We start from the raw sequence: 24,716 nt of genomic DNA, 5'->3' as shown, positions 1-24,716 counted from the left end.
AATTCTCATGCGAATCGCTCTGATCGATCCGGACGCGCGCCATGCCGCGCTCCTGAACCGCCTGCTCTTTGCGGGCGGTCATGTGTGCCACGCGTTTCCGTCCAGCGCGGCGTTGTTCGAGTGGCTCGCCACCGACAACACGTGCGACATGCTGATCACCGGCCACTGGGCCGGCGACCAGCCGGCCGAGGAAGTCATCCCGCGTGCGCAGACGGTCCTGCCGGGGCTGCCGGCCATCGCCGTGATGCTGCTGCCGCGCGAGAGCGAAATCGTATCGTGCCTGCACGCGGGCGCCGACGATTGCCTCGTACGCCCCGTGAGCGGGCCCGAGCTGCTCGCGCGCGTCAACGCGCTGAGCCGGCGCGCCGGCGTCCGCCGGCCACCCAACCGCTCGCGCGAAATGTATGGCGAATACGCTTTCGACGCCACCCACTGCCTCGTTCGCTTCGACGACGCAATCGTTTCACTCACACCGAAGGAGTTCCGGTTCGCGCAGCTGCTGTTCACGAACCTGTCGCGGCCGGTGTCGCGCGCCCATATCCTCGAAACGGTGTGGGCGCGCCGCCGCGACATGAAGTCGCGCACGCTCGATACCCATGCGTCCCGGCTGCGCAGCAAATTACGGCTGCTTCCGGAGCGCGGCTACCGGCTGCTGCCGCTCTACGGCTACGGCTATCAGCTCGACCGCGTGCCGATCGAGCCCCCAAATTCCCGGCCCCGCCACGCTGATGCCCGGTATGCGGCGAGTGAGGAAATCGCTGAAACGCTATAATATGGGGCTAAACGATAGCCCTCGATATGCAACTCCTCACGATCGGAATCAATCACCACACTGCGCCTGTCGCCTTGCGCGAACGCGTGGCGTTTCCGCTCGAGCAGATCAAGCCGGCTCTCGTCACGTTCAAGAACGTGTTTCTCGGCCCCCAGGCGCCCAATACGCCCGAAGCGGCGATCCTCTCCACCTGCAACCGCACCGAACTGTATTGCGCGACCGACGATCGCGCGGCACGCGAAGGCGCGATCCGCTGGCTGTCGGAGTATCACCGGATCCCGGTCGACGAACTCGCGCCGCACGTCTATGCGCTGCCGCAGTCGGAAGCGGTCCGGCACGCGTTTCGCGTCGCATCCGGCCTCGATTCGATGGTGCTGGGCGAAACGCAGATTCTGGGCCAGATGAAGGACGCCGTCCGCACCGCGACGGAAGCCGGCGCACTCGGCACCTATCTGAACCAGCTGTTCCAGCGCACGTTCGCGGTAGCGAAGGAAGTGCGCGGTACGACCGAAATCGGCACGCAGTCGGTGTCGATGGCCGCCGCCGCGGTGCGCCTCGCGCAACGGATCTTCGAAAAGGTGTCGGATCAGCGCGTGCTGTTCATCGGCGCCGGCGAAATGATCGAGCTGTGCGCGACGCACTTCGCCGCGCAAGGCCCGCGCGAACTCGTCGTCGCGAACCGCACGGCCGAACGCGGCCAGCGGCTCGCCGAACGCTTCAACGGCCGTGCGATGCCGCTCGCCGACCTGCCGACCCGCATGCACGAATTCGACATCATCGTGTCGTGCACGGCGTCGACGCTGCCGATCATCGGCCTCGGCGCAGTCGAGCGCGCAGTGAAGGCACGCCGCCACCGGCCGATCTTCATGGTCGACCTCGCGGTGCCGCGCGACATCGAGCCCGAAGTCGGCAAGCTGAAGGACGTGTTCCTCTACACCGTCGACGATCTCGGCGCGATCGTGCGCGAAGGCAATGCCTCGCGCCAGGCTGCGGTCGCGCAGGCCGAAACGATCATCGAAACGCGCGTGCAGAATTTCATGCAATGGCTCGACACGCGCAGCGTCGTGCCGGTGATCCGTCACATGCATACGCAGGCCGACGCACTGCGCCGGGCCGAAGTCGACAAGGCGCAGAAGCTGCTCGCGCGCGGCGACGATCCGGCCGCCGTGCTCGAAGCGCTGTCGCAAGCGCTGACCAACAAGCTGATCCACGGCCCGACGAGCGCGCTCAACCGCGTGAACGGCGCCGATCGCGATTCGCTGATCGACCTGATGCGCGGCTTCTACCAGCACGCCCCGCGCTCGAACGACCAGTCCGGCCACTAGCGCCGCCAATCGCCCTGCCGCCGGCCGCGCGCCGGCCTATCCTTTCCGAATACCCCTTGCCCGGGAGCGCCGCTCCACACCATGAAGACGAGCATGCAACGCAAGCTCGACCAGCTGTCCACACGGCTGGCCGAACTGAACGACCTGTTGAGCCGCGAAAACGTCACGGCCGACCTCGACCAGTACCGCAAGCTCACGCGTGAACATGCGGAACTCGGCCCGGTGGTCGAACAGTACGCGCTGTGGCGCCAGTCGCGCAGCGACGAGACGGCTGCACAGGAACTGCTCGGCGATCTGTCGATGCGCGACTTCGCGGAAGACGAAATCCGCAGCGCACGCGAGCGCATGACCCGCCTCGAGACCGAGCTGCAGAAGATGCTGTTGCCGAAGGATCCGAACGACGACCGCAACATCTTCCTCGAAATCCGTGCGGGCACGGGCGGCGACGAATCGGCGCTGTTCGCCGGCGACCTGCTGCGCATGTACCTGCGCTTCGCGGAACGCCAGCGCTGGCAGGTCGAAATGATGTCGGAGAGCGCGTCGGATCTCGGCGGCTACAAGGAAGTGATCGTGCGGATCGCGGGCCAGGGCGCGTATTCACGCCTGAAGTTCGAATCGGGCGGCCATCGCGTGCAGCGCGTGCCGGCCACCGAAACGCAGGGGCGCATCCACACGTCCGCGTGCACGGTCGCGGTGATGCCGGAAGCCGACGAAATCGGCGAGGTCGAGATCAATCCGGCCGACCTGCGGATCGACACGTTCCGCGCATCCGGCGCGGGCGGCCAGCACATCAACAAGACCGATTCGGCGGTGCGCGTCACGCACATTCCGACCGGGATCGTCGTCGAGTGCCAGGACGACCGTTCGCAGCACAAGAACAAGGATCGCGCACTGAAGGTGCTCGCCGCGCGCATCAAGGACAAGCAGTATCACGAGCAGCACGCGAAGGAAGCCGCGACGCGCAAGAGCCTGATCGGCTCCGGCGACCGCTCGGAGCGGATCCGCACGTACAACTTCCCGCAGGGCCGGATGACCGACCACCGGATCAACCTGACGTTGTACCGGCTCGAAGCACTCATGGACGGCGACCTCGACGAACTGATCAGCGCGCTGGTCAGCGAACACCAGGCCGAACTGCTCGCGTCGCTCGGCGATGCCGACTGAGGCCGCGATGCCCGACACCACCGCCGACGAACTGCTGCGCGCGTCGCCGCTCGACGCGGTCGATGCGCGCGTGTTGCTCGCGCACGCGCTCGGCTGGACCCGCACGCAGTTGATCACGCGCGGCGACGCGCCGCTCGACGCGGCCGCGGTCGAACGCTACCGCGCGCTCGAGGCGCGCCGCCTGGCCGGCGAACCGGTCGCGCAGCTCGTCGGGATGCGCGAATTCTTCGGCCGCCCGTTCGACGTGACGCCCGACGTGCTGATCCCGCGTCCTGAAACCGAACTGCTCGTCGAAGCCGCACTCGATGCGATCGACGGGCTGCCGCATCCGGCCGTGCTCGATCTCGGCACGGGCAGCGGCGCGATCGCCGTATCGATCGCCGCCGAGCGTCCCGATGCACGCGTGTGGGCGCTCGACCGTTCGCCGGCCGCCCTTGAGGTCGCACAACGCAACGCCGGCAAGCTGCTCGACGCGCGCCGCCCCGGCGGCCCGCTGCACTGGCTGCAGAGCGACTGGTACGCCGCGCTCGATCCGGCGCTCGCATTCGACGCGATCGTCAGCAACCCGCCGTACATCGCGCAGCACGATCCGCACCTCGAGCAGGGCGACCTGCGTTTCGAGCCGCGCGGCGCACTGACCGACGATGCCGACGGCCTCAGCGCGATCCGCACGATCGTCGTGGGCGCCGGCTCTTATCTGAAACCGGGCGGCACGCTCTGGATCGAGCATGGCTACGACCAGGCCGAGGCCGTACGCGCGGTGCTCGCCTCGCACGGCTTCGTCGCGGTCGAATCGCTTGCCGATCTGGCCGCCATCGAACGCACGACAGGCGGGCGCCTGCCGGGCTGATGCCCGGCCCGCCCGGTTGAAATCCGCTATCATTTCGATCTAACGCCCCGCTAACGCAAGGTCAGTCATGGACACCCAACAACGCATCAAGCAAATCGTCGACGAAAACCAGGTCGTGCTCTTCATGAAGGGCAACGCACAATTCCCGATGTGCGGCTTTTCGGGCCGCGCCGTCCAGGTGCTGAAAGCCTGCGGCGTCGACCAGTTCAAGACGGTCAACGTCCTCGAAGACGACGAGATCCGCCAGGGCATCAAGGCATTCTCGAACTGGCCGACCATCCCGCAGCTCTACGTGAAGGGCGAATTCATCGGCGGCTCGGACATCATGATGGAGATGTACCAGTCGGGCGAACTGCAGCAACTGTTCGCCGCCGCGTAATACGCCCCTCCTTTCGATGGCATCTCCCAGCGCGCCGCCACGCCGGCTGATCGTCGCGATCACCGGCGCCACCGGCGCGATCTACGGCGTCCGGCTGCTCGACCTGCTGCGCGCCGCCGGCGGCGTCGAAACGCACCTGCTGATTTCGAACGCCGGCTGGCTCAACATCCAGCACGAACTGAAGCTGTCGAAGGCGGATGTCGAAAGCCGTGCGGACGTCGTGCATTCGGTGCGCGACGTCGGCGCGACGATCGCATCGGGGTCGTTCGCGACCGACGGCATGGTGATCGCGCCCTGCTCGATGAAAACGCTCGCGAGCGTCGCGCACGGGCTGTCCGACAACCTGATCACGCGCGCAGCCGACGTCACGTTGAAGGAACGCCGCCGCCTCGTGCTGATGGTGCGCGAAACGCCGTTCAACCTTGCGCATCTGCGCAACATGACGGCCGTCACCGAAATGGGCGGCATCGTCTTCCCGCCGCTGCCCGCGTTCTACGCGATGCCGAAGACGATCGAGGAACTCGTCGACCAGACCGTCACACGCGTACTCGACCTGTTCGCGCTCAGCGCACCGCTGACGACGCCGTGGGCCGGTATCCGGCACGCGCAGTAAGCGAGCACCCTACGATCCGTTCGTCGCACATCCGCGCCGATTTTCACTGAAATTTACTCAATTTCGTGCATACAGCGTCCAGCTGCCGTGAAGCGCACGGCGCCGCCCGGATTATCAACAAACAAGCGTCAATCAAATTCCAGAACGCGGATTTATCAATATCCGGTGCGCGCCTATAGTCACAGGCAAATCCCTCTGCAGGCCACCACCATGAACCGCTTGCCTTCGCTCTACCTGTCCCACGGCGCCCCGACGCTGCCGATCGACCCGACGCTGCCGTCCGGCGCGTTCACGCACCTCGCCGCCGAATTGCCGCGCCCGCGCGCGGTGCTGATGCTGTCCGCGCACTGGGGTACGCAACGCCCCGTCGCCAGCATCGCCGCGCACCCGGAAACGATCCACGATTTCTACGGCTTTCCGCAGGCGCTGTACGACATCCGCTACCCGGCGCCCGGCGCGCCCGAGGTCGCCGAACGCGCGGCTGGGCTCCTGAATGCGGCCGGCATCGAGACCGCGACGACCGAGCACGGCCTCGACCACGGCGCGTGGGTGCCGATGCTGCTGATGTTCCCGGAAGCCGACGTGCCGGTGGCGCAGCTGTCGATCCAGCCGCGCGCGGATGCCGCCCACCACTTCGCGCTCGGCCGCGCGCTGCGACCGCTGCGCGACGAGGGCGTGATGGTGATCGGCTCCGGCCAGATCACGCACAACCTGCGCGCCGCCGATTTCGGTGCGGCACCGGAGGATGCGGACCCGCGCGTCGCGGAATTCACCGACTGGTTCGAGGCGAAGCTGGCCGCGCGCGACGTCGACGCGCTGCTCGACTACCGCCGGCAGGCGCCGCACGCGGCGCTGATGCATCCGACCGACGAGCATCTGCTGCCGGTGTTCACGGCACTCGGCGCGGCGGACGACGACTACCAGCTCGGCATCCAGTCGCTCGGCACGTACCAGCGCGTGCTCGCGATGACGAACTACGTGTTCGCCGGCACGACCGCCTGAGCGGTCGGGCGGCAGCCGCCGACCGCCCAACAAAAAACCCGCCCGAGCATCGCTCGGACGGGTTTTTTTACGCTGCTTGCTGCCGCCGCCGAATCCGGCGGCAGGTCACGCGTCAGGCACCGACCCCCTCGAGGATCTCGTCGTGCGATTCACGCTCGTCGAGATACTTGGTCCGGTAGCCGGTATTCACGCCCCAGAAGTAGAACACCAGCGAGATCGCCGCGACGACCACCATGTCCCAGCCGTACGGCAGCACGCCGTGGCCGCCGAACTCCTTGCTGCCGATCAGCGACAGCACGGCCATCGTCGGCAGGTACGCGACCAGCCACCAGGCAGCCTTCAGGTCGTCGCCCCAGCCGGTCCAGCCCGACTTCGCCTGGAAGTAGAAGTACACCGGCAGCGCGACGATCATCAGCAGGATGATCTCGCCCGTCAGCGGCCACTTCGCCCAGTACAGGATCAACGACGCGCAGACGAATGCGAACGGGGCGATCAGCTTCATCAGCGGAATCGACAGCGGACGCTCGATGTCGGTCGCCGAACGGCGCAGCGCCATCAGGCTGATCGGGCCGGTCAGGTACGAAATCACCGTCGCCACCGAGATCACTGCCGCGAGCGAGCTCCAGCCGCGGAAGAAGAACAGGAAGATGAACGACACGAGCAGGTTGAACCACATCGCCTGGCGCGGCACGCCGTAGATCGGGTGCACGTTGCCGAACATCTTCGGCATCGTGTTGTTGCGCTCCATCGCGTAGATCATGCGGGTGGTCGTCGCCATGTAGGTCGTACCGGTGCCGCTCGGGCTGATGAACGCGTCGACATACAGCAGGATCGCGAGCCAGTTCAGGTTCAGCGCGATCGCGAGTTCCGCGAACGGCGACGAGAAGTTGAAGTGCGCCCAGCCCTTCGCAACGTCGGCCGGATTCACCGAGCCGATATACGCCATCTGCAGCAGCACGTAGATCACGAGCGCGAGCAGGATCGACGTGATCACCGCGAACGGCACGCTGCGCGACGGGTTGCGCGCTTCACCGGCCAGGTTCACCGGGCTCTGGAAGCCGTTGAACGCGAACACGATGCCGCTCGTCGCGACCGCGGTCAGCACCGCCGACCAGCCGTACGGCGCAAAGCTTGCATTCGATGCCGTGCCGAGGTTCTCCGAATGGAAGCTCGTCAGCATCAGGCCGAGGATCGTGAGGCCGGGGATCAGGAACTTGAAGATCGTGATCGCGGTGTTCGCCCGCGCAAAGGCCTTGACGCCCCAGTAGTTCAGCATGAAGTAGATGACGACCAGCACGGCCGACAACAGCAGGCCGAGCGTCTGTAATTCGCCGTTCACGAACAGTGCGTGCGCCCACGGATACGGCCACGTGCTCATGTACTGGATCGACGCTTCGGCCTCGATCGGGATCACGGATACGATCGCGATCCAGTTCGCCCACGCACTGATGAAACCGACCAGCGAACCGTGCGAGTAGCGCGCGTAGCGCACCATGCCGCCCGACTCGGGGAACATCGCGCCCAATTCCGCGTAAGTCAGTGCAATGGCGAGAATCACGACAGCGCCGATGATCCATGCGCAGATCGCCGCCGGACCGGCAATCTTCGCGGCCTTCCAGGCGCCGAACAGCCAGCCCGAGCCGATAATCGAACCCAGCCCCGTCAGCATCAATGCAAACGGGCCGATGTTCCGTTGAATAGAACTCTTCACATCCTCTCCTGTGTCTCAAAAAGCATGGTCGGCCCGCGGTCCGGGATCGGCTCGGACAGCACCGCGCACGCAATTTTGGGGGGGCGTGTCACCCGATCGGGGCAACCCGTCCACGCGGCGCGTAGTTTAACGGTTGCACCTCAAACGTGGCGCCAAAATCGTTCGGCCCCTACAAAAAATTCGCATCGTTTGCAAGCTTTGTAAACCTGATCTCCGCAATAACCCTGAGTCCATGGAAATACGGTTGACCACGCGGTTGATAAGCCGTATAAAGGACTTCGCAGGATTTCAAGTGGCGAGTGAATTGGTTCTTTCGTAGTTCGCCCATCAACGGTACTCCGGTTGGTCCTATTACCCCTTCCTTGATTTTCCGCACCCCATGGGCCTCGGCCCCGTTTTATCTTTTTAGGAACAAGTAACATGGCAACCGGTACCGTCAAGTGGTTCAATGACGCAAAGGGCTTCGGCTTCATCACCCCGGAAGGCGGCGGCGACGATCTGTTCGCGCACTTCTCGGAAATCCGCGTCGAAGGCTTCAAGACGCTGCAAGAAAACCAGAAGGTTGAATTCGAAGTGAAGACGGGCCCGAAGGGTCTGCAAGCTGCGAACATCCGTCCGGTCTAAGCTTGGCGCGATAATTCGTGAAAAAAAGCCCCGCTTCGGCGGGGCTTTTTGTTTTTCGGCGCCGGTCGACCGGCATCGCGGCCTTTCAGCCGCCCGCATTCAACCGAACAATCGCTGCGCGTGAATGCCGAGGCCCGTCGCGACACTCGCGAGACGGTCGCCGAATACCGGTTGCGCATCCGGGAATGCACCTGCGAGCGCGCCCGACAGGAACGCGAGCCCCGTCGAGCCGCCGGTGAAATACAGGGCGCCGACATCGCGCGGCGCCACGCCCGCCAGCCGCACCGTCTCGCGCGCGGCGTCGACGATGCGTGCGGTGTCGTCGCGGCTCGCGTCGACGAGCCGGTCGGCATCGAATGCGATCTGCAGATCCTCTTCCACGTCGTTCAGGTCGATCATCGTCTCCCCGCCCGCCGCGACGCCGATCTTCGCTTCTTCCGCACGCGCCATCAGCGCATGCCCGAGCCGCTGCTCGACCACGCTCGTGAGCCGGTCGTACTGCTGCACGTCCCGGTAAAGGTGCTTCATCAGCTTCAGCTCGCCGAGCCGCTTCGGCGTGTAGACCGTGTTGATCAGGTGCCAGGTGGCGAGATCGAAGTAGATCTTGTTCGGCAGCTCGCGCCCTTCGGGGTCGAGCGAACGGTAGCCGAATGCGGGCAGGATCGCCGCCAGCTCGACACGCCGGTCGTAATCGGTGCCCGCGACGTGCACGCCGTGGTGGGCCAGCACGTCGTCCTTGCGCTCGAGCCGCGCCATCCGTTCGGGCCCGACGCGCACCAGCGAGAAGTCGGACGTGCCGCCGCCGATGTCGGCGACGAGCACGAGGCGCTCCGCCTGCTGGCGCGACTCGTAGTCGAACGCGGCCGCGATCGGTTCGTACTGGAATTGCACGTCCGCAAAGCCGACCGATCGCGCGGCGGCCTCGAGCTGGTCCTGGGCGAGGCGGTCGGCGCGCGGATCGTCGTCGACGAAGAACACCGGCCGGCCGAGCACCGCACGGCCGATCGGCGCGCCCGCGCGGGCTTCGGCCTTGCGCTTCAGGTGCGTCAGGAAGCGCGCGATGATTTCGGTGTACGCGATCGCGCTGCCGTCGCCGAGATCGGTCGTCGTTTCCGCGAGCGGCGAGCCGAGGATGCTCTTCATCGAGCGCATCAGCCGGCCGTCGAAACCGTCGATATAGGAAGCCAGCGCCGCACGGCCGTATTCGACCGTCTCTTCGTCGTTGTTGAAGAAGATCGCGGTGGGCAGCGTCAGGTGGTCGCCCTCGACGGGCGCGAGGCGCATGCCGTCGCCGTCGGGCAGCGCCACGGCGGAATTGGACGTGCCGAAATCGATCGCGCAGTAAGTCATGGGAAGTTGCCGCAGCAGGGCCGGCGCGAAAACGGAAAGGACGGGCTTTTTAACATGAAGCCCGCGGGATCACAACCGGGGCCGGCCACCAGTCCCGCGCAATGGGCCCTGGAGGCGGCGGCGCGCAACCTGGCGCGCCGGAGAGCGATGCGGGCGGGATGCGCGACGCAGCCCGTCCGCCAGGCAGGTCAGGCTACCGCGTCGAAACCCTTCTTCCACGCGCCCGCATAGACGACCTCGCCGATCGCGTGGCGCGTGCGCGGCGCCTTCTCGCGATCGCGCAGCACCGGATCGAGCTTGTCGACGTTGCCGTAGTGACCGAGCGAGATGATCGACGGAATCGCGACGTCGGCCGGAATCGCGAACGCGTCGCGGAACGCCTTCGCGTCGAAGCCGCTCATCTGGTGGGCGGCCAAGCCCAGTGCGTGTGCCTGCAGCACCAGCGACATCGCGGCGGCACCCGCGTCGTACAGCGCGGTGGGAGCCGGCTCACCCTTCGGCGTGAGCGTGTGCGCGGTCACCGCGATCAGCACGGGCGCCGGCGCATTCCAGCCCTGGTTGAACGGCACCAGCGTCGCGAATGCGCGTTTGAACGCGTCTTCGTCCTGCGTGCGGTCGAATACGATGAAGCGCCACGGCTGCGCGTTGTAGGCAGACGGCGCCCAGCGAGCGGCTTCGAGCACCGCGTGCAGATCGCCGGCGCTGACGGCTTCATCCGAATACGCGCGCGGGCTCCAGCGGCCCGCGATCAGGTCGTGAATCGAAACAGTGGTGGGAGCAGGTTTGACGGACATGCGGTTCCTCGCTGACATCGATGAAGGGGCGCGAACGCCCTGGCGAACCGCAAGCATACCCGCTTGAGCCGATGCGCGCCCGATCCTCCCGCGCTATGCAAATCGCCGTGCGTGCATTGCCCGGCCATCCGTCGCACGGCCGGCCGGGCCATCGGATTGCCGCGCTCAGGCCGCCTGCGCGGCTGCCCGCGACGGGCCGCGGTTGATCCTCAGCACGATCAGCGCGCCGACGATGCACAGCCCGCCCGAGATCATCGACGCGATCGTGTAGGTGCCGAGGCTCGCGCGCAGCAGCCCCGCGCCGAGCGCCGCGAACGCCGCGCCGAGTTGGTGGCCGGCGACGATCCAGCCGAACACGACGGGCGCCGCGGCCTTGCCGAACACGTCGGTCGCGAGACGCACGGTCGGCGGCACGGTCGCGATCCAGTCGAGCCCGTAGAACATCGCGAACAGCGGCAGCCCGAAGAAATCGACCCCGAACGCGTGCGGCAGGTAGATCAGCGACAGCCCGCGCAGCCCGTAGTACCAGAACAGCAGCACGCGGTTGTCGTAGCGGTCGGACAGCCAGCCCGACAGCGTCGTGCCGAACAGGTCGAACACGCCCATCGCCGCAAGCAGCGACGCGCCCTGCACTTCCGTCATCCCGTAGTCGCTGCACATCGCGATCAGGTGCGTGCCGACATAACCGTTGGTGCTGGCGCCGCAGATGAAGAAGCTGAAGAACAGCAGCCAGAAATCGCGCGAACGGCTCGCGGTCAGCAGCGTGCGGAACGCGACCGTGAGCGGGTTCTCCTTCGTCGCCTCGGGGGCGGACGGCGCATCGGCCGGTTCGCCGTACGGGCGCAGCTGAACGTCGGCCGGCCGTTCGGGCAGCAGGAATGCAACCAGCGGAATCACGATCGCGGCCGCGACCGCGACGACCAGCACGACCGGCCGCCAGCCATGGCGCTGCGCGATCGCCGCGAGCATCGGCAGGAACACGAGCTGGCCGGTGGCCGTGCTTGCGGTCAGGATCCCCATCACGAGGCCGCGCCGCGCATGGAACCAGCGCGTGACGAAGGTCGCGGACAGCGTCAGCGCGACGACGCCCGTCGAGCAGCCGACCATCAGGCCCCAGATCACGACCATCTGCCAGCTCTGCGTCATCATCGACGACAGCGCGACGCCCGCGCTCATCGTCACGAGCGCGGTGAGAATGGTCGGACGCAGCCCGAAGCGCTGCATCGCGGCAGCCGCGAACGGGCCCGTCAGTCCGTACAGCGCGATATTCACCGAGATCGCCAGCGAAATCGCCGCGCGGCTCCAGCCGAGCTCGCGCTCGAGCGGCACCATCAGCACGCTCGGCGTCGCGCGCGTGCCGGCCGCCGCCAGCAGGATCAGGAATACCACCGCCGCCGCGAGCCATCCGTAGTGGAAGCGCCCGCCGATTCGTGTCACCGCCCAGTTCATCTTCGCGTTCTCCAGTTGGCGGCTCCGGTGCCTCCGCACCCGCGCCGCTCGCCCTGCCAGGCCTCCTCCGCCGCACGCTGCATCGGCTGACCCGGGCCGACGCTTGGCATTTGTCTGTCGATCCGGTCGGCTTTGTTACCGACCGGTCACAAGTGTGTTGCGATCGTAGTGACCAATCGGTAACATGTCAAGCAATCCAATATGCAGTCGAGGGTCATCATGTCGGGCATCGAGATCGCCAAACCGCTGCCGCGCCGCACGCGCCGCCCGATCGACGGCGCCACCGCGCAGGAGCACCTGCTGCGCGCCGCCGAGGAGCTGTTTTACAAGGAAGGCGTTCGGACGGTGGGCGTCGAGGCGGTGGTGGAGCGCGCGGGCGTCAACAAGATGAGCCTGTATCGCCAGTTCTCGTCGAAGGACGAGCTGATCCTCGCGTACCTGGAGCGGATGGATGCGTGCTTCTTCGACCGCTTCAACACGAGCGTCGCGAAGCACCCGGGCCAGCCGAAAGCGCAGCTGATCCAGTATTTCGTCGATCTCGCCGAGCGCGCGACGCAGCAGGATTACCGCGGCTGCCCGTTCGTCAACGTCGCCGCCGAATTCCCGGATGCGTCGCACCCGGCGCGCGAGCGCGTCGCGCAGAACAAGGAACAACTGATGAAGCGGCTCGTCGCGCTGTGCGAAGACGCCGGCGCGCGGCAGCCGCAGGCGCTCGCCGACTCGCTCGCGCTGGTGATCGAAGGCATCTACGCGGCAAGCCAGACCTACCGGCACGGCGAAACGCCGATCGGCGTCGCGCCCGCGCTCGTCACGCAGTTGATCGAAGCCGCCTGCGCGTGACGGCACGCCCGCTACAATGCGGCCCTTGCCGCCCTTCCGCCCGACTGGTTTCACGATGACCGACACCCGCCCCGAATCGCACGACGACATCCTCGCCGCCACGCGGCACTGGCTCGCGCGCGCGGTGATCGGGCTCAATCTGTGCCCGTTCGCGAAAAGCGTCTATGTGAAGGAACAGGTGCGCTACGCGATCAGCGAAGCGACGACGCTGGAAGACGCGCTCGCCGAACTCGAAACGGAACTGCGCGCGCTCGACGCGGCGGACCCGCAGCAGGTCGACACGACGCTCGTGATCTTCCCGCATGCGTTCGCCGATTTCATCGACTACAACGATGCGCTGTTCTTTGCCGACCGGCTGGTGCGGCAACTGCGGCTCGACGGCGTGCTGCAGATCGCGAGCTTCCATCCGGACTACCGGTTCGAGGGCAGCGAGCCCGACGACATCGAGAACTACACGAACCGCGCGCCGTACCCGATCCTGCACCTGCTGCGCGAGGACAGCATCGCGCGCGCGGTCGACGCGTTCCCGGACGCGTCCGCGATCTACGAAAAGAATCAGGAAACGCTGCGGCGCCTCGGCCATGACGGCTGGCGCGAATGGATGCGCCGGCCGGGCGACGACGTCTGACGCGACGTGCAACGGACGGCGTGTAACGTGCGACGGGCGGCGTACAACGTGCGCCGCACGCGACGCGCCCGCCTACGCGCAGATCAGCCGGCGGCCGGTTCGACGACCTCGCCGCCCGCGGCCGCAGCCTCCGGCACGAAGAAGCGTGCGTTCAGCTCGGCCAGCCCGAACATCCCGAGGATCTCGTTCAGCCGCTCGCCGGGCCGCCGGCGCGGCAGGTTCTTGTACTGCGCGATGATCAGCTCGTTCTTCATCGAATGCTCCCAGCCGACCAGCTCGGTCACGCTGACCTGGTAGCCGTGTGCTTCGAGTTGCAGGCAGCGCAGCACGTTGGTGATCTGGCTGCCGAATTCGCGCGTATGCAGCGGATGCCGCCACACTTCCGTCAGCGCGTTCGCGAGCGACTTGCCCTTGTTCTTGCGCAGCACGCCCGCGACTTCCGCCTGGCAGCACGGCACCAGCACGATGTGCTGCGCTCGCTTCGCGAGCGCGAAACGGATCGCGTCGTCGGTCGCCGTGTCGCACGCGTGCAGCGCGGTGACGACGTCGACCGTTTCAGGCAGTTTCGGCGACGTGATCGAATCGGCGACCGACAGGTTCAGGAACGACATGCCGCCGAACCCGAGCCGCGCGGCAAGCTCGGCCGAACGCGTGACGAGCTCCTCGCGGGTCTCGATCCCGTACACGTGCGACGCGAACGCCGGCGTGCCGTGCCCCGGCTGCTGCTTGAAGAACAGGTCGTACAGGATGAAACCGAGATACGACTTGCCGGCGCCGTGATCGACGAGCGTCACGCTGCCACGCTCGGCCTGCACGCCGGCGAGCAGCGGCTCGATGAACTGGAACAGGTGATAGACCTGCTTCAGCTTGCGGCGGCTGTCCTGGTTCAGCTTCCCGTCGCGGGTGAGGATGTGCAGTTCCTTCAGCAGCTCGACGGATTGCTCCGGGCGGATTTCGTGGGTCTTGTTCGACATCGTGATGCGGCGCCGGGCCACGGTCGGTCGACCACGGCCCGGCGGCGGGAATTCGTGAGGAATGGCGACAGTTTACCGAAAATGCGCGGTCAGGCTCGTGCACCGAGCCGCCAGAGCGACGTGACCTCGGCCTGGCGTGCCGCGTGCAGCGGATCGTCGGCGTCCATCGCCTTCGGGTGCGCGGGACGGATGTCGTCGCGGCCAAGCACGACGAGGCCGGCTTCGTCGATCCATTGCAGCAGCGTGTCGCGCGGCCGCAGGCCGAGATGCTCGGCGAAATCGGACAGGATCAGCCAGCCTTCGCCGCCCGGCTCGAGGTGCGCGGCGAGCCCTGCGAGGAAACCGCGCAGCATGCGGCTGTCCGGATCGTAGACCGCGTATTCGATCGGCGCGCTCGGCCGGGCCGGCACCCACGGCGGGTTGCAGACCACGAGCGGCGCACGGCCGGCCGGGAACAGGTCCGCCTCGACGACTTCGACGCGATCCGCGTGGCCCAGCCGTTCGACGTTCTCGCGCGCACAGGCGAGCGCGCGCGGATCCTGGTCGGTCGCGACGACACGCTCGACGCCGCGCGACGCCAGCACGGCCGCCAGCACGCCGGTGCCGGTGCCGATGTCGAACGCGAGCGACGTCGCCGGCAGCGGCGCGCGCGCGACGAGTTCGACGTATTCGCCGCGCACCGGCGAGAACACGCCGTAGTGCGGATGGATCGGCGCGCCGCCGAGCGCCGGGATCGGCACCCCTTTCTTGCGCCATTCGTGCGCACCGACGAGGCCGAGCAGTTCGCGCAGCGACACGACCGACGGCGCGCCGCCGGGCCCGTACGCCTCTTCGCATGCGGCACGCACGTCGGGCGCGCGGCGCAGCGGAATCGTGTAGTCGGCCTCGAGCGGGATCAGCAGCATGCCGAGCGTGCGGGCGCGCTGCGACTGCGCGAGACGATGCAGATTGAACGCGTCGACGCCGGCCGCGGCTTTCGCCTTCTTCGGCTTGCGCTCGACACGGCGCGCCATCGCCTGCACGAGCTGGCGCGCATTCTGGAAATCGCCCTGCCAGACGAGCGCGGTGCCCTCGCAGGCGAGACGGTAGGCCGCGTCGGCGGTGAGGCGGTCGTCGGCAGGCACCGCGCGCTTCGGCGGTTGCACACCGGCTTCGGAGCGCCAGCGCACGGCATGATCGGCGCCGTCGGCGTCGGTCCAGTGGAAAACAGGGAAATCGGTCACGCGAACTCGGTTACGGTTGGCTTCAACGGGCAGCGCGACGGTATGGCGGGCGCCGCGCGGCTCACACCATACCGCGCTTTGCCCGCGCGGCAAAGCGCGGGGGCCGGCCCGCGCCGCGCGCCGCCGTGCTCGCCGGGTTCAGCCGCCCCACCCCGGCATCGCGGGCAGGCGCAAAGTGCCCGCATCGTTGAAGTGCACGGTGCCGAGCACGCCGCCCGCGAGCCGGCCGCGCAGCGCATACGGCAGCGCGCCGTTCGCGGCCGCGCCGGGCAGGTTCCACGCCTGCCGCGCGGCGGCGAAGGCCGACACGGAAACCGGCACGTCGAGCACGGCCTCGCCGAAGCGCGGCACGGTGCCCGAGCGATCGCTGACGCCGCTCGCGAACGGCGTGCCGTTCAGGTCGAGTGCGACCGAGATGCCGTCGTAGTCGATCGGCGCGTCGTTCGGGTTCTGCACGCGCAGCTTCAGGCTGAAACGCATCTCGAGGCCCTGCCCGACGAGCGGGTCGAGCCCGGCGACCGTCACGCGCACCGGGTCGCGCGTCAGCCCCGCGCAGCCGCCGAGCAGGAGCACGGCGGCGAACAGCAGCAGCACGGCGCGCAGCGGCGCGATACGGAACAAGGTGCGTGGCATGGGAGAACCTCCTCGCGGCAATCGGTGAGCGGATCGTCGCTGCATTGTACCGAGCCCACCCCGGTACGCCGGGTTTCGTAGTTTTCGCAGCCACGCGAGATCGTTAATAGATTAAAACTACGAAAACAAATGCCAAACGGAAAGCGCATTAATGCTCCCCAGCATTCAATGAAGCACGACGAATTCAATAGATGCAATTTCTAAATTTTTCGTTTCCTTTACCTAAAACCATCAAGTATATTTACGCATCCTTCGAGCAAGCCGACAAACCTTGAAGCCGCATGACGGTGATTTTACGGAACGGCGACACGCCTTCCTGCCATCCTGCGACGAGGCCCGGCCAGCCCCGTAGGTCGTCTGTTCAAAGGGGAAAGCACGCCCGCCCAGGGCGTGCGGCTCCGTGTCGTGCGCGCGAAATCAATTCAGTACAACACGCGCCCGGCCATTTTGAACCGGCAAGTTAACCGACATCCGGAAATCCAGAGGGGGCAGTAAACCATGATTACCTTCACGTAGTCGGCCGCCGTCTTTTCGAATAATCCGTCATTGGCATTTTCATCGCTGTTGATTAACGGCGAGGGGATTGTTTTTGCCGGCGTTTTCGCAGCACTGAACGATTCTTTCAACAATCGAGGTTTCAGTCATGTCGATCAACATTCGCAAGATGCGTTATCTGCCGATCGTCGCCGCGCTCGCGCTAGCCGGGTGCGGCGGCGACGACGGCGGCGTGGGCTCGGCGTCCGCGCTCAGCTCCGCCGGCGCGCCGCACTCGGGCTCGTCGCCCACCGTCACCGCGCCGCCGAGCGCATCCAACGTCGACAAGAGCGTCTCGCCTGTCGAGTTGCCGGACACCGTGGTACCCGTGAACTACCGGCTGTGGTTCCGCCCGAACGACGCGCTGAACGCGTTCGACGGCCGTGCCGACGTCGAGATCAAGGTGCTGAAGCCGGTCAACAACATCGTGATCGCCGGCCACCGGATCAAGTTCACGAACGGCCGCATCACGCTGCAGCCGGGCAACATCCAGCTGATCGCGACGCCGCAGGACAAGGGCGACTTCTACCAGCTGCGCCCCGTGAGCGGCACGATCTCGCCGGGCAACTATTCGCTGCACATGGAATGGTCGGGCATCATCAACTTCAAGTCGTATGACGATCCGGTCAACCACACCGGCGGCAGCTGCGGCAACGATCCGTACCCGGGCTGCTCGGCCGCGGAAGGCGTCTTCCGCGTCGACCTGAAGGGCACCGACGGCAAGACGAGCGGCGCGATCCTCACGCAAGGCGAAACCAACCTGTCGCGCCAGTGGTTCCCGGGCTGGGACGAGCCGGCGTTCCGCCCGACCTATGAAGTGACGGCCGAAGTGCCGCAAAGCTGGCGGGTCGTGTCGAACGCGGCCGAGAAGCCGTCGACCAACGTCGGCGGCGGCTACAAGCTCGTGCAGTTCGAGAAGACCCCGCCGATGCCGTCGTACCTGCTGTTCTTCGGCGGTGGCCTGTTCGACACCTACGAGGACGACTTCACGAGCCCGCTGCCGGGCGGCAAGGGCGGCCTGCACCTGCGCGTGTTCACGCCGCCGGGCATGAGCGACTGGGCGAAGCCGGCGATGGACCGCACCAAGCAGGCGCTCGACTTCTACTACCGCTACACGGGCATCGCGCTGCCGCTCACGAAGTTCGACACGGTGGCCGCGAACGACGCGTTCAAGGAGCAGAAGGACCTGAACTTCGGCGGGATGGAGAACTGGGGATCGATCCTCGAGTTCGCCGACGACATCCTGCCGCAGCCGGGCCAGCCGATGTCGCACTACGGCAACGAGGTGCTGACGCACGAAGTCGCCCACCAGTGGTTCGGCGATCTGGTCACGGCCGACTGGTGGGACAACGTGTGGCTCAACGAGTCGTTCGCGACGTTCTTCGAGACGAAGACGACGATCCAGTTCTTCCCCGACGAGTTCAGCTGGCTCGACCAGGTGAAGAACAAGTACCGCGTGATCAATCGTGACATCGGCCCGAACGCGTTCCCGGTCGCACCGAACTTCAACGGCTGGGCGTCGAACGACTTCGTGCTGAGCGCCAGCGCGTTCACGTACGACAAGGGCGGCCATGTGCTGAAGACGCTCGAGAACTATCTCGGCGAACAGACGCTGCGCAAGGGTCTGCAGCAGTACCTGGTCGACTACTCGTTCGGCAACGGTACGCCGAAGCGTCTGTGGGATGCGCTGTCGAAGGAAAGCGGCCAGGCGATCGGCGCGATCGGCGACAGCTACGTCCGCCAGACCGGCGTGCCGCTGATCTCGCTCGACACGCAGTGCGACCTGACGAAGAACCAGACGGTCATCACGCTGAAACAGCAGCCGTTCCCGAACAAGAACGCGTATCCGGGCCTGCAATGGACGGTGCCGATCACGCTCGCGTACGGCCAGGGTCTCGCGAAACGCACGACGCTCGCGCTGAAGGACACGCAGACGCAAACGCGCGTCGACGGCTGCTCGGGCGTGGTCGCCGACCCGAGCGGGCTCGACTACTACGTCGTGAACTACAGCGACGCGGCCTGGAGCGGGCTGCTCACGCAGGTCAACGGCTCGACCGATCCGGTCCTGCTCGCGAACCTGAAGAGCGAGGCCGCACTGCTCGTCGCGAACAACCTCGCGCCGGCCTCGCGCTCGACGTCGATCGGCTCGGTCGCTTCGCCGGCCGCGATGAAGCTGCGTCAGACGCCGACCTTCGGCGGCCTCGAGCCGGTGACGAAGGAACGCCCGGCACTGCACTACCAGGGCATCTTCAAGCCGCGCAAGGTAGTGACGCAGTAACGGTGCGCCTCCGGCCGGCGCCGCGCAGCCTGCGGCTGCCGGCCGGCGTACCGGTTTCTCCGACCTTTGACGGGCCTCGCATGCGAGGCCCTTTTTTCTTTCGGCACGGGCACCCGCCCGCCGTCATGCCCACGCGGCATCCCATGCCGGCTGCGCGAACCACGTCGCGAGAAACGCGACGAGCCGCGACGCGCGCGCGGTGCCGCGCGCCTGCTGGCGCAACACGTGGATCGTCGCCGGCTCCGGCGCCGCCGCGAACTGCGGCAGCACCGCGCGCAAGCGCCCGTCGCGCAGCGCGTCGCCCGCGAGCCAGGTCGGCAGGTGCGCGAGACCGAGCCCGTCGATCGCGGCTTCGAGCAACGCTTCCGAATGATTGCTGCGAAACCGCGGCTGCGCCGGCACGTGACGGCGCTCGCCGAAGCGCCATGCGCCCGGCGGCGGCGCACCGTGCCAGGCGAGGCAGTCGTGGCCGGCGAGCGCGTCGGGCGACTCGGGCTCGCCGCGCCGCGCGAGATACGCCGCGCTCGCGCACAGCACGCGCCGCTGCGGCGCCAGCACGGTCGCGACGAAGCGCGTGTCCTCGAGCGGGCCGATGCGCACGGCGAGATCGACGTCGGAGCCGAGCCGCGCGCCTTGCAGGTCGACCATGCTGTCGGTCAGCACCAGGTCGACCTGCAGCGCCGGATGACGCTGCATGAAGGCAGCCAGCGCGGCCATCAGATGCCGGCGGCCGAACGGCGCCGGACAGTCGACGCGCAGCAGCCCGCTCGGCTCGTCGTGCTGGCTGTGCAAGTCTTCCTGCAGGCCGCGCAGCTCGGCCAGCATCCGCGTCGCGCGCCCGTACAGCAACTGCCCGGCCTCGGTCGGCCGCAACGCATGCGTGGTGCGATGCAGGAGACGGATGCCGAGCTGCGTCTCGAGCCGGTCGATGCGCCGCGTGACCGACGACGCGGCGACACCCAGCCGGCGCGCGGCCGCCGAGAAGCTCTGCTGGTCGACCACGTCGACGAACAGCGCCAGATGCGGGGAAAGAAAGTCGTCCATTCGGTGCCTTCGAAATTGGCTATGCGTTTAACGCAAAGCAATCATCCGCCTTTGCGCGTTTCCGCGTCAAACCGGGCCGACTAGACTGCATGCATCCTTTCCACTCGCTGCACGCACCGCCCCCATCGGGCCGCGCGACAGCCATCCGCCACGGAGATCATCATGCGCAGCATCCGCTTCGACGCCCCCGCCGCCGACATCGAGTCGCTCGACGCGCGCGTCAGGGAAATCGACCCGCCCGTCCCGGCCGACGGCCAGATGCTGATCGAGGTGCGCGCGGCCGGCGTGAACCCGAGCGACGTGAAAGCCGCGCTCGGCCGCATGCCGCACGCGGTATGGCCGCGCACGCCCGGGCGCGACTGGGCCGGCATCGTGCGCAGCGGCCCGGACGGCTGGATCGGCGCGCCGGTGTGGGGCTCGGGCGGCGATCTCGGCGTGCATCGCGACGGCTCGCATGCGGAATGGCTCGTGCTCGACGCGGCCCTGGTGCGCCGCAAGCCCGCCGTGCTGACGCTCGACGAAGCGGCCGGCGTCGGCGTGCCGTTCGTCACCGCGTACGAAGGCTTGCGCCGCGCCGGCATGCCGACGGCCGGCGACGTCGTGCTCGTGTTCGGTGCGAACGGCAAGGTCGGCCAGGCGGCGATCCAGCTCGCGAGCGCGCACGGCGCGACCGTGATCGGCGTCGAGCGCAGCGCCGGCGGCTATCGCGGCCATGCATCGGGGGACGTGCACATGATCGACGCGTCGAAAGAACCGGTGGCCGACGCGGTGCGCGCGGCAACCGGCGGCCACGGCGCGGACATCGTCTACAACACGGTGGGCAGCCCGTACTTCGAAGCGGCGAACGCGTCGATGGCGATCGGCGCGCGGCAGATCTTCATCTCGACGATCGACCGCAGCGTGCCGTTCGACATCTTCACGTTCTATCGCGGCCAGCACACGTTCGTGGGCGTGGATTCGCTGCAGCTCGGCGGCGCCACGGTCGCGCAGATCCTCGACACGCTCGCGCCCGGCTTCGGCAACGGCACGCTGCGCCCATTCCCGATCGGCGACGACTACGTGTACCCGCTCGAGCGCGCACACGACGCGTATCGCGCCGTGCTGGCCGGTGCGCGCGAGCGCGTCATCCTCAAGCCCTGACGCCGGACCACACGGGAGACTGCCATGATGGATTACGTGACTTCGCTCGCGGTGGGCCTCGGCGTCGGCGTGGTGTACGCACTGCTGCACGTGCGCTCGCCCGCCCCGCCGCTCGTCGCGCTCGTGGGCCTGCTCGGGATGGTGATCGGCGAACGCGCGATCGCGCTGCTGCGCTGACGTGTCGATGCGTCGATACGGCGCCGATGGTGCTAGCGGTCGTCGCGCCGACGGAACGCCCACCACGCGGCGAGCGCCGTGAAACCCGCGACGAGCAGCACCATCAGCCAGAAGCCGTGCTTGTTCTCCGAGAACGGCACGCCGCCGACGTTCATCCCGAAGAAGCCGGCGACGATGTTGATCGGCAGCGCGATCACGGTCACGAGCGTCAGCGTGAACAGCGTCCGGTTGTTCTGCTCGTCGAGACGCGAACCGATCTCTTCCTGCAACAGCTTGATCCGCTCGTTGAGCCCGGCCAGATCGGCGAGCACCAGCGAGAACTCTTCGGTGGATTCGCGCAGCTCCTGCACGTCTTCGAGATGCAGCCACGCGGGCGGCTTCGCGAGCAGCCGGAAGATCGACCCGGGCTCGGGCGCGAGCATGCGCTGCAGGCGCGTCAGCGTGCGGCGCATCGCGCCGAGCTCGATGCGGCTCGACGTGAGCCGCTGCGACAGGAAGCGATCCTCGATGCGGTCGACGTCGACGCTCGTGCGCCGCATGATCTGGATCAGCAGGTCGGCCTGGTCGCGCAGCAGGTGCACGAGCAGTTCCGCGGGCGACCTGAACTGCTCGCCGTCGCGCACGCACGCGCGCAGCGTGTCGACCGAGCGCAGCGGCTTGAGCCGCGCGGTGACCATGATGCGCCGCTCGACGTGGACGAACAGCGTCGCGATCTCCGACGGCGTCAGTTCGAGGTTGAACATCACGTCGTTGACGATCGCGCGCAACGCGCCGTCCTCCTGCTCGATGCGCGTCGAGCGCGAGCCTTCGTGGAGGAATTCGAAGAAGCTGTCGGGCAGCTCGAGATGCGTGCGCATCCAGCGCTCGCTCGCGCCGTGCGCGAGATTGAAGTGCAGCCAGACGAAATCGTCCGACGCGGCATCGTGCGCGCGGCACGTGCGCAGCCACGCGGCAGCCGCGTCCGCATCGAGCGTCGCGCCGGAGCCGCCGGGAACGAAGCGGAATCCGCACACCATGCCGGACGTATCGGCGCCGTAAGTCTGTACGATCAGGTCCATCGTGTCGAAGGTCGTGCTGCACACGGCGCGCCGCGCAAAACGGGTCGCGCACCCGCGCCGGAAATGGAAAGGAGACGTATGCCCGATGGGCATGACGCGCCGGTGACAGCGTCACGCCGCATCATACCGTCCGGTTCCGCGGCCCCCAAAAGCAACGCGCCGCCCAACGGGCGGCGCAGGTGCGGCGGGTCGACACGCGCAGGACGCGTTACTGCCGCGTCTCCGACTGCGCGGCGCTCGGGCACGCGGGATCCTTGCCCCAGTGACCATCGCAGACGCGCCAGCGGCACAGTTGATCCTCGAAGAAACCGCGCTCCGAACACTCCTTCACGCGCGACGCCAGCGAGCCGGTCGTCGCGGCCGTCTTGGTCGGCACGGCCTGCGCCTTCTGCGCGGCGAGCTTCTTGTCGGCCGGCTTCGTGCGCGCGACGAGCGCCGCGAGCAGGTCCGCATCCGGATCGTCCTTGCCGCCCGCCTTCGCGGTACGGGCCGGCGTCGCGTCGCGATGCTTCTTCGCCTGCGCGAGCTCGGCCTGCTGTTCCTTGTGACGCTTGCGGGCCTCGGCTTTCGTGTCGGCCTTCGTATCGGTCTTGCCGTGCGCGGCGATCTTCGCGCTCTTCGCGGCGTCGCCCTTCGCGGCGTCGGCCTTCGCGGTTTTGGTCGTCGCGGCAGCAGCAGCGGCGGCCGCACCGGCCGTGGCCGCACCCGATGCGTCGTCGGCGCCATTGGCGAGCGCTCGCGACAGGCGGCTGTTGTCCGCGGCGGACGCGGACGATGCGGATGCAACGGTTCGGGAAGCTGCGTCGTCGTTGACGATCGTGGCCGGTTGCACGGCGGATGCGGCGGACGCGGCATTCTGCGCGACCTGCACGGCGGCATCGCTGGCCGCTGCGGCCTTCGCCGGCGCAGCGGCTGCCGGCGCAGCCTCGGCCGTGACGGCGGGGGCCTGCTCGCCCGCATGCTGCATGCGCCATGCGCCCCAGCCGCCGACGGCGACCACCAGGGCCACGACGGCGGCGATCGGCGCCTTCAGCGAACGGCGCGGCGCCTCGGCCGGCGGCGTGACACGTCCTTCCAGATTCGCGAGAATGCGCGACTGCTGAGCTCCGTCGCCTGCCGGTTTGGTATCGGACAGCAGGCTGGGCGGAGATTTCGAATTTGAATTTTCCGGCGCACTCATTCAGCGTCTCATTGAATCCTGGTTTAATTCACCGCGATAATATAGCCCGGCCTCTCGAAGCAGCCTGATTCTAAGAGCAAGCATTGCAAAACACAATCAATTCCAATTTCCGGGGATTTCTTTGATTGCCGTCGCACTCGTCGCCTATTTCGCCCTTGCCGTAGCGGTTGCGGCACTGTTGCTTTTACCGGGTATCCGCGCGACCGTATTCGAATCCGTCGCCCAGTTTCACGGCCGTCTAACGCGCCGCGCGAACGATCGCGCCTCGCGTACGCGAAGTCAGATTGTTAAATCGGCAAGCGCTACGCGCGGTGCTTTAAACGACGTGCAAAATTTACTGGTTCGCCGGCGCTTGATGATTATGGTCTCGGCAGGTATTCTTGCGACGCCGCCATTGGTCGCCATTGCGTTACGCGGCCGGCAATTGTTCCAGTACGACGACACGGCGCGCGTGCCCGACGAGAAGATCGCCGCGCTGCTGCAGGGCGAACAACTCGTGCCGCCCCCGCCGCTGCCGCCGGAAGTCTTCGCCACCAAGGAAGTCGAACAGGTACGCCCGGCGCTGAAGGATGCGAGCCGCGACTGGAACCTGCTGGATCCGGATTTCCGTACGCGTTTGCTGCTGGTCTACAAGATCATGCACGAACAATATGGTTATGAAATGGCGTTGCTGGAAGGTTATCGGAGCCCGGAACGGCAGAACCGGCTGGCGCAGATGGGCACCAACGTGACCAACGCGGCCGCCTTCCAGAGTTATCACCAATTCGGGCTGGCGGCCGACAACGCATTCCTGCGCGACGGCAAGCTGGTCATCTCCGAGAAAGATCCGTGGGCGATGCGCGGCTACCAGTTGTATGGCCAGGTCGCCGAACAGGTTGGCCTGACCTGGGGGGGCCGCTGGAAAATGATGGATCTCGGGCACGTGGAATACCATAAACCCGGTTTTAAACTGGGACGCGGCAGCTAGCCAGGGC

Annotated in this window: 23 protein-coding genes and 1 pseudogene; 14 read left to right on the top strand and 10 right to left on the bottom strand. The window is 67.1% G+C overall.

All coding sequences use genetic code 11. The annotated features are described in order from the left end of the window. Positions 1-148: 148 nt before the first annotated feature. The 7 genes from CFB40_RS02365 (at position 149) to CFB40_RS02335 (ending at position 6,105) form a co-directional block, all read left to right on the top strand. Complete coding sequence (locus CFB40_RS02365; protein ID WP_256976507.1) at positions 149-772, top strand: response regulator transcription factor; 624 nt, start codon at positions 149-151, stop codon at positions 770-772. A 26-nt stretch (positions 773-798) separates the two neighbouring features. Beyond that, positions 799-2,097 carry a glutamyl-tRNA reductase gene (hemA, locus tag CFB40_RS02360; RefSeq protein ID WP_089424380.1) on the top strand — a complete coding sequence of 433 codons (1,299 nt, stop codon included), beginning with the start codon at positions 799-801 and terminating at the stop codon, positions 2,095-2,097. An 81-nt stretch (positions 2,098-2,178) separates the two neighbouring features. Continuing rightward, on the top strand, positions 2,179-3,261 hold the full coding sequence (prfA, locus tag CFB40_RS02355; RefSeq protein WP_089430537.1) for a peptide chain release factor 1: 1,083 nt from the start codon (positions 2,179-2,181) through the stop codon (positions 3,259-3,261). A gap of 7 nt (positions 3,262-3,268) precedes the next feature. Then, positions 3,269-4,111: a peptide chain release factor N(5)-glutamine methyltransferase gene (gene prmC / locus CFB40_RS02350; protein ID WP_089430566.1), complete on the top strand. Its 843-nt coding sequence runs from the start codon at positions 3,269-3,271 to the stop codon at positions 4,109-4,111. Positions 4,112-4,178: 67 nt separating this feature from the next. Then, positions 4,179-4,490 carry a Grx4 family monothiol glutaredoxin gene (gene grxD, locus CFB40_RS02345; RefSeq protein WP_006477066.1) on the top strand — a complete coding sequence of 104 codons (312 nt, stop codon included), beginning with the start codon at positions 4,179-4,181 and terminating at the stop codon, positions 4,488-4,490. Positions 4,491-4,506: 16 nt separating this feature from the next. After that, positions 4,507-5,103, top strand: coding sequence for a UbiX family flavin prenyltransferase (locus CFB40_RS02340; RefSeq protein WP_048251007.1), 597 nt, complete (start codon positions 4,507-4,509; stop codon positions 5,101-5,103). A gap of 210 nt (positions 5,104-5,313) precedes the next feature. Continuing rightward, positions 5,314-6,105: a DODA-type extradiol aromatic ring-opening family dioxygenase gene (locus CFB40_RS02335; protein ID WP_089430536.1), complete on the top strand. Its 792-nt coding sequence runs from the start codon at positions 5,314-5,316 to the stop codon at positions 6,103-6,105. Between the two features lie 112 nt (positions 6,106-6,217). Here CFB40_RS02335 and CFB40_RS02330 read toward each other — a convergent pair whose 3' ends face one another. Then, the gene (locus CFB40_RS02330) at positions 6,218-7,816 is read right to left on the bottom strand and encodes an APC family permease (protein ID WP_089424377.1); all 1,599 of its coding nucleotides are present in this window, start codon (positions 7,814-7,816) and stop codon (positions 6,218-6,220) included. Positions 7,817-8,236: 420 nt separating this feature from the next. On the opposite strand from CFB40_RS02330, the gene CFB40_RS02320 reads away from it, so the two are divergent. Then, the gene (locus CFB40_RS02320; RefSeq protein ID WP_006477070.1) at positions 8,237-8,440 is read left to right on the top strand and encodes a cold-shock protein; all 204 of its coding nucleotides are present in this window, start codon (positions 8,237-8,239) and stop codon (positions 8,438-8,440) included. 99 nt (positions 8,441-8,539) lie between these two features. On the opposite strand, the gene CFB40_RS02315 is transcribed toward CFB40_RS02320, so the two are convergent. The 3 genes from CFB40_RS02315 to CFB40_RS02305 form a co-directional block, all read right to left on the bottom strand. After that, the gene (locus CFB40_RS02315) at positions 8,540-9,790 is read right to left on the bottom strand and encodes an Hsp70 family protein (RefSeq protein ID WP_089424376.1); all 1,251 of its coding nucleotides are present in this window, start codon (positions 9,788-9,790) and stop codon (positions 8,540-8,542) included. Between the two features lie 188 nt (positions 9,791-9,978). Next, positions 9,979-10,584 carry a nitroreductase family protein gene (locus CFB40_RS02310; RefSeq protein WP_089430535.1) on the bottom strand — a complete coding sequence of 202 codons (606 nt, stop codon included), beginning with the start codon at positions 10,582-10,584 and terminating at the stop codon, positions 9,979-9,981. A 165-nt stretch (positions 10,585-10,749) separates the two neighbouring features. Next, positions 10,750-12,033 (bottom strand): MFS transporter, encoded by a 1,284-nt coding sequence (locus CFB40_RS02305; RefSeq protein ID WP_089430534.1) that lies wholly within the window; start codon positions 12,031-12,033, stop codon positions 10,750-10,752. A 219-nt stretch (positions 12,034-12,252) separates the two neighbouring features. On the opposite strand from CFB40_RS02305, the gene CFB40_RS02300 reads away from it, so the two are divergent. Next, a complete protein-coding gene (locus CFB40_RS02300) occupies positions 12,253-12,873 on the top strand; it encodes a TetR/AcrR family transcriptional regulator (protein WP_089424373.1) in 621 nt (206 codons plus the stop codon). A gap of 55 nt (positions 12,874-12,928) precedes the next feature. Next, complete coding sequence (locus CFB40_RS02295; RefSeq protein WP_041492730.1) at positions 12,929-13,501, top strand: DUF1415 domain-containing protein; 573 nt, start codon at positions 12,929-12,931, stop codon at positions 13,499-13,501. A gap of 83 nt (positions 13,502-13,584) precedes the next feature. Here CFB40_RS02295 and CFB40_RS02290 read toward each other — a convergent pair whose 3' ends face one another. The 3 genes from CFB40_RS02290 to CFB40_RS02280 all read right to left on the bottom strand — a co-directional run bounded on the left by CFB40_RS02290 (position 13,585) and on the right by CFB40_RS02280 (position 16,331). Then, on the bottom strand, positions 13,585-14,475 hold the full coding sequence (locus tag CFB40_RS02290) for a class I SAM-dependent methyltransferase (RefSeq protein WP_089424408.1): 891 nt from the start codon (positions 14,473-14,475) through the stop codon (positions 13,585-13,587). An 89-nt stretch (positions 14,476-14,564) separates the two neighbouring features. Beyond that, entirely contained in the window at positions 14,565-15,698 is a 1,134-nt protein-coding gene (locus CFB40_RS02285; protein ID WP_089430533.1) for a methyltransferase, read from the bottom strand. Between the two features lie 138 nt (positions 15,699-15,836). Beyond that, positions 15,837-16,331: an LEA type 2 family protein gene (locus CFB40_RS02280; protein ID WP_089424371.1), complete on the bottom strand. Its 495-nt coding sequence runs from the start codon at positions 16,329-16,331 to the stop codon at positions 15,837-15,839. Between the two features lie 643 nt (positions 16,332-16,974). On the opposite strand from CFB40_RS02280, the gene CFB40_RS02270 reads away from it, so the two are divergent. After that, the gene (locus tag CFB40_RS02270; protein WP_089424370.1) at positions 16,975-19,143 is read left to right on the top strand and encodes a M1 family metallopeptidase; all 2,169 of its coding nucleotides are present in this window, start codon (positions 16,975-16,977) and stop codon (positions 19,141-19,143) included. Positions 19,144-19,266: 123 nt separating this feature from the next. On the opposite strand, the gene CFB40_RS02265 is transcribed toward CFB40_RS02270, so the two are convergent. Further along, positions 19,267-20,187, bottom strand: a complete 921-nt coding sequence (locus CFB40_RS02265) for a LysR family transcriptional regulator (RefSeq protein WP_089424369.1) — start codon at positions 20,185-20,187, stop codon at positions 19,267-19,269. A gap of 162 nt (positions 20,188-20,349) precedes the next feature. Between CFB40_RS02265 and CFB40_RS02260 the strand changes: the two genes are divergently transcribed. Beyond that, positions 20,350-21,327, top strand: coding sequence for a quinone oxidoreductase family protein (locus CFB40_RS02260; RefSeq protein WP_089430532.1), 978 nt, complete (start codon positions 20,350-20,352; stop codon positions 21,325-21,327). A gap of 27 nt (positions 21,328-21,354) precedes the next feature. After that, positions 21,355-21,501: pseudogene (locus tag CFB40_RS02255) on the top strand (DUF1427 family protein); the annotation flags it as partial. Between the two features lie 35 nt (positions 21,502-21,536). On the opposite strand, the gene CFB40_RS02250 reads toward CFB40_RS02255, so the two are convergent. Continuing rightward, the gene (locus tag CFB40_RS02250; RefSeq protein WP_089424367.1) at positions 21,537-22,562 is read right to left on the bottom strand and encodes a transporter; all 1,026 of its coding nucleotides are present in this window, start codon (positions 22,560-22,562) and stop codon (positions 21,537-21,539) included. Positions 22,563-22,770: 208 nt separating this feature from the next. Then, positions 22,771-23,742 (bottom strand): phage tail protein, encoded by a 972-nt coding sequence (locus tag CFB40_RS02245; RefSeq protein ID WP_089424366.1) that lies wholly within the window; start codon positions 23,740-23,742, stop codon positions 22,771-22,773. 121 nt (positions 23,743-23,863) lie between these two features. Between CFB40_RS02245 and CFB40_RS02240 the strand changes: the two genes are divergently transcribed. Beyond that, positions 23,864-24,709, top strand: a complete 846-nt coding sequence (locus tag CFB40_RS02240) for a M15 family metallopeptidase (RefSeq protein ID WP_069247001.1) — start codon at positions 23,864-23,866, stop codon at positions 24,707-24,709. Positions 24,710-24,716: the final 7 nt, after the last annotated feature.

It is taken from the genome of Burkholderia sp. AU31652, from assembly GCF_002223155.1.
Lineage (GTDB): Bacteria > Pseudomonadota > Gammaproteobacteria > Burkholderiales > Burkholderiaceae > Burkholderia.
Note: the sequence above shows the minus strand (reverse complement) of the source record. Positions and strands in the feature narration are given on the sequence as shown.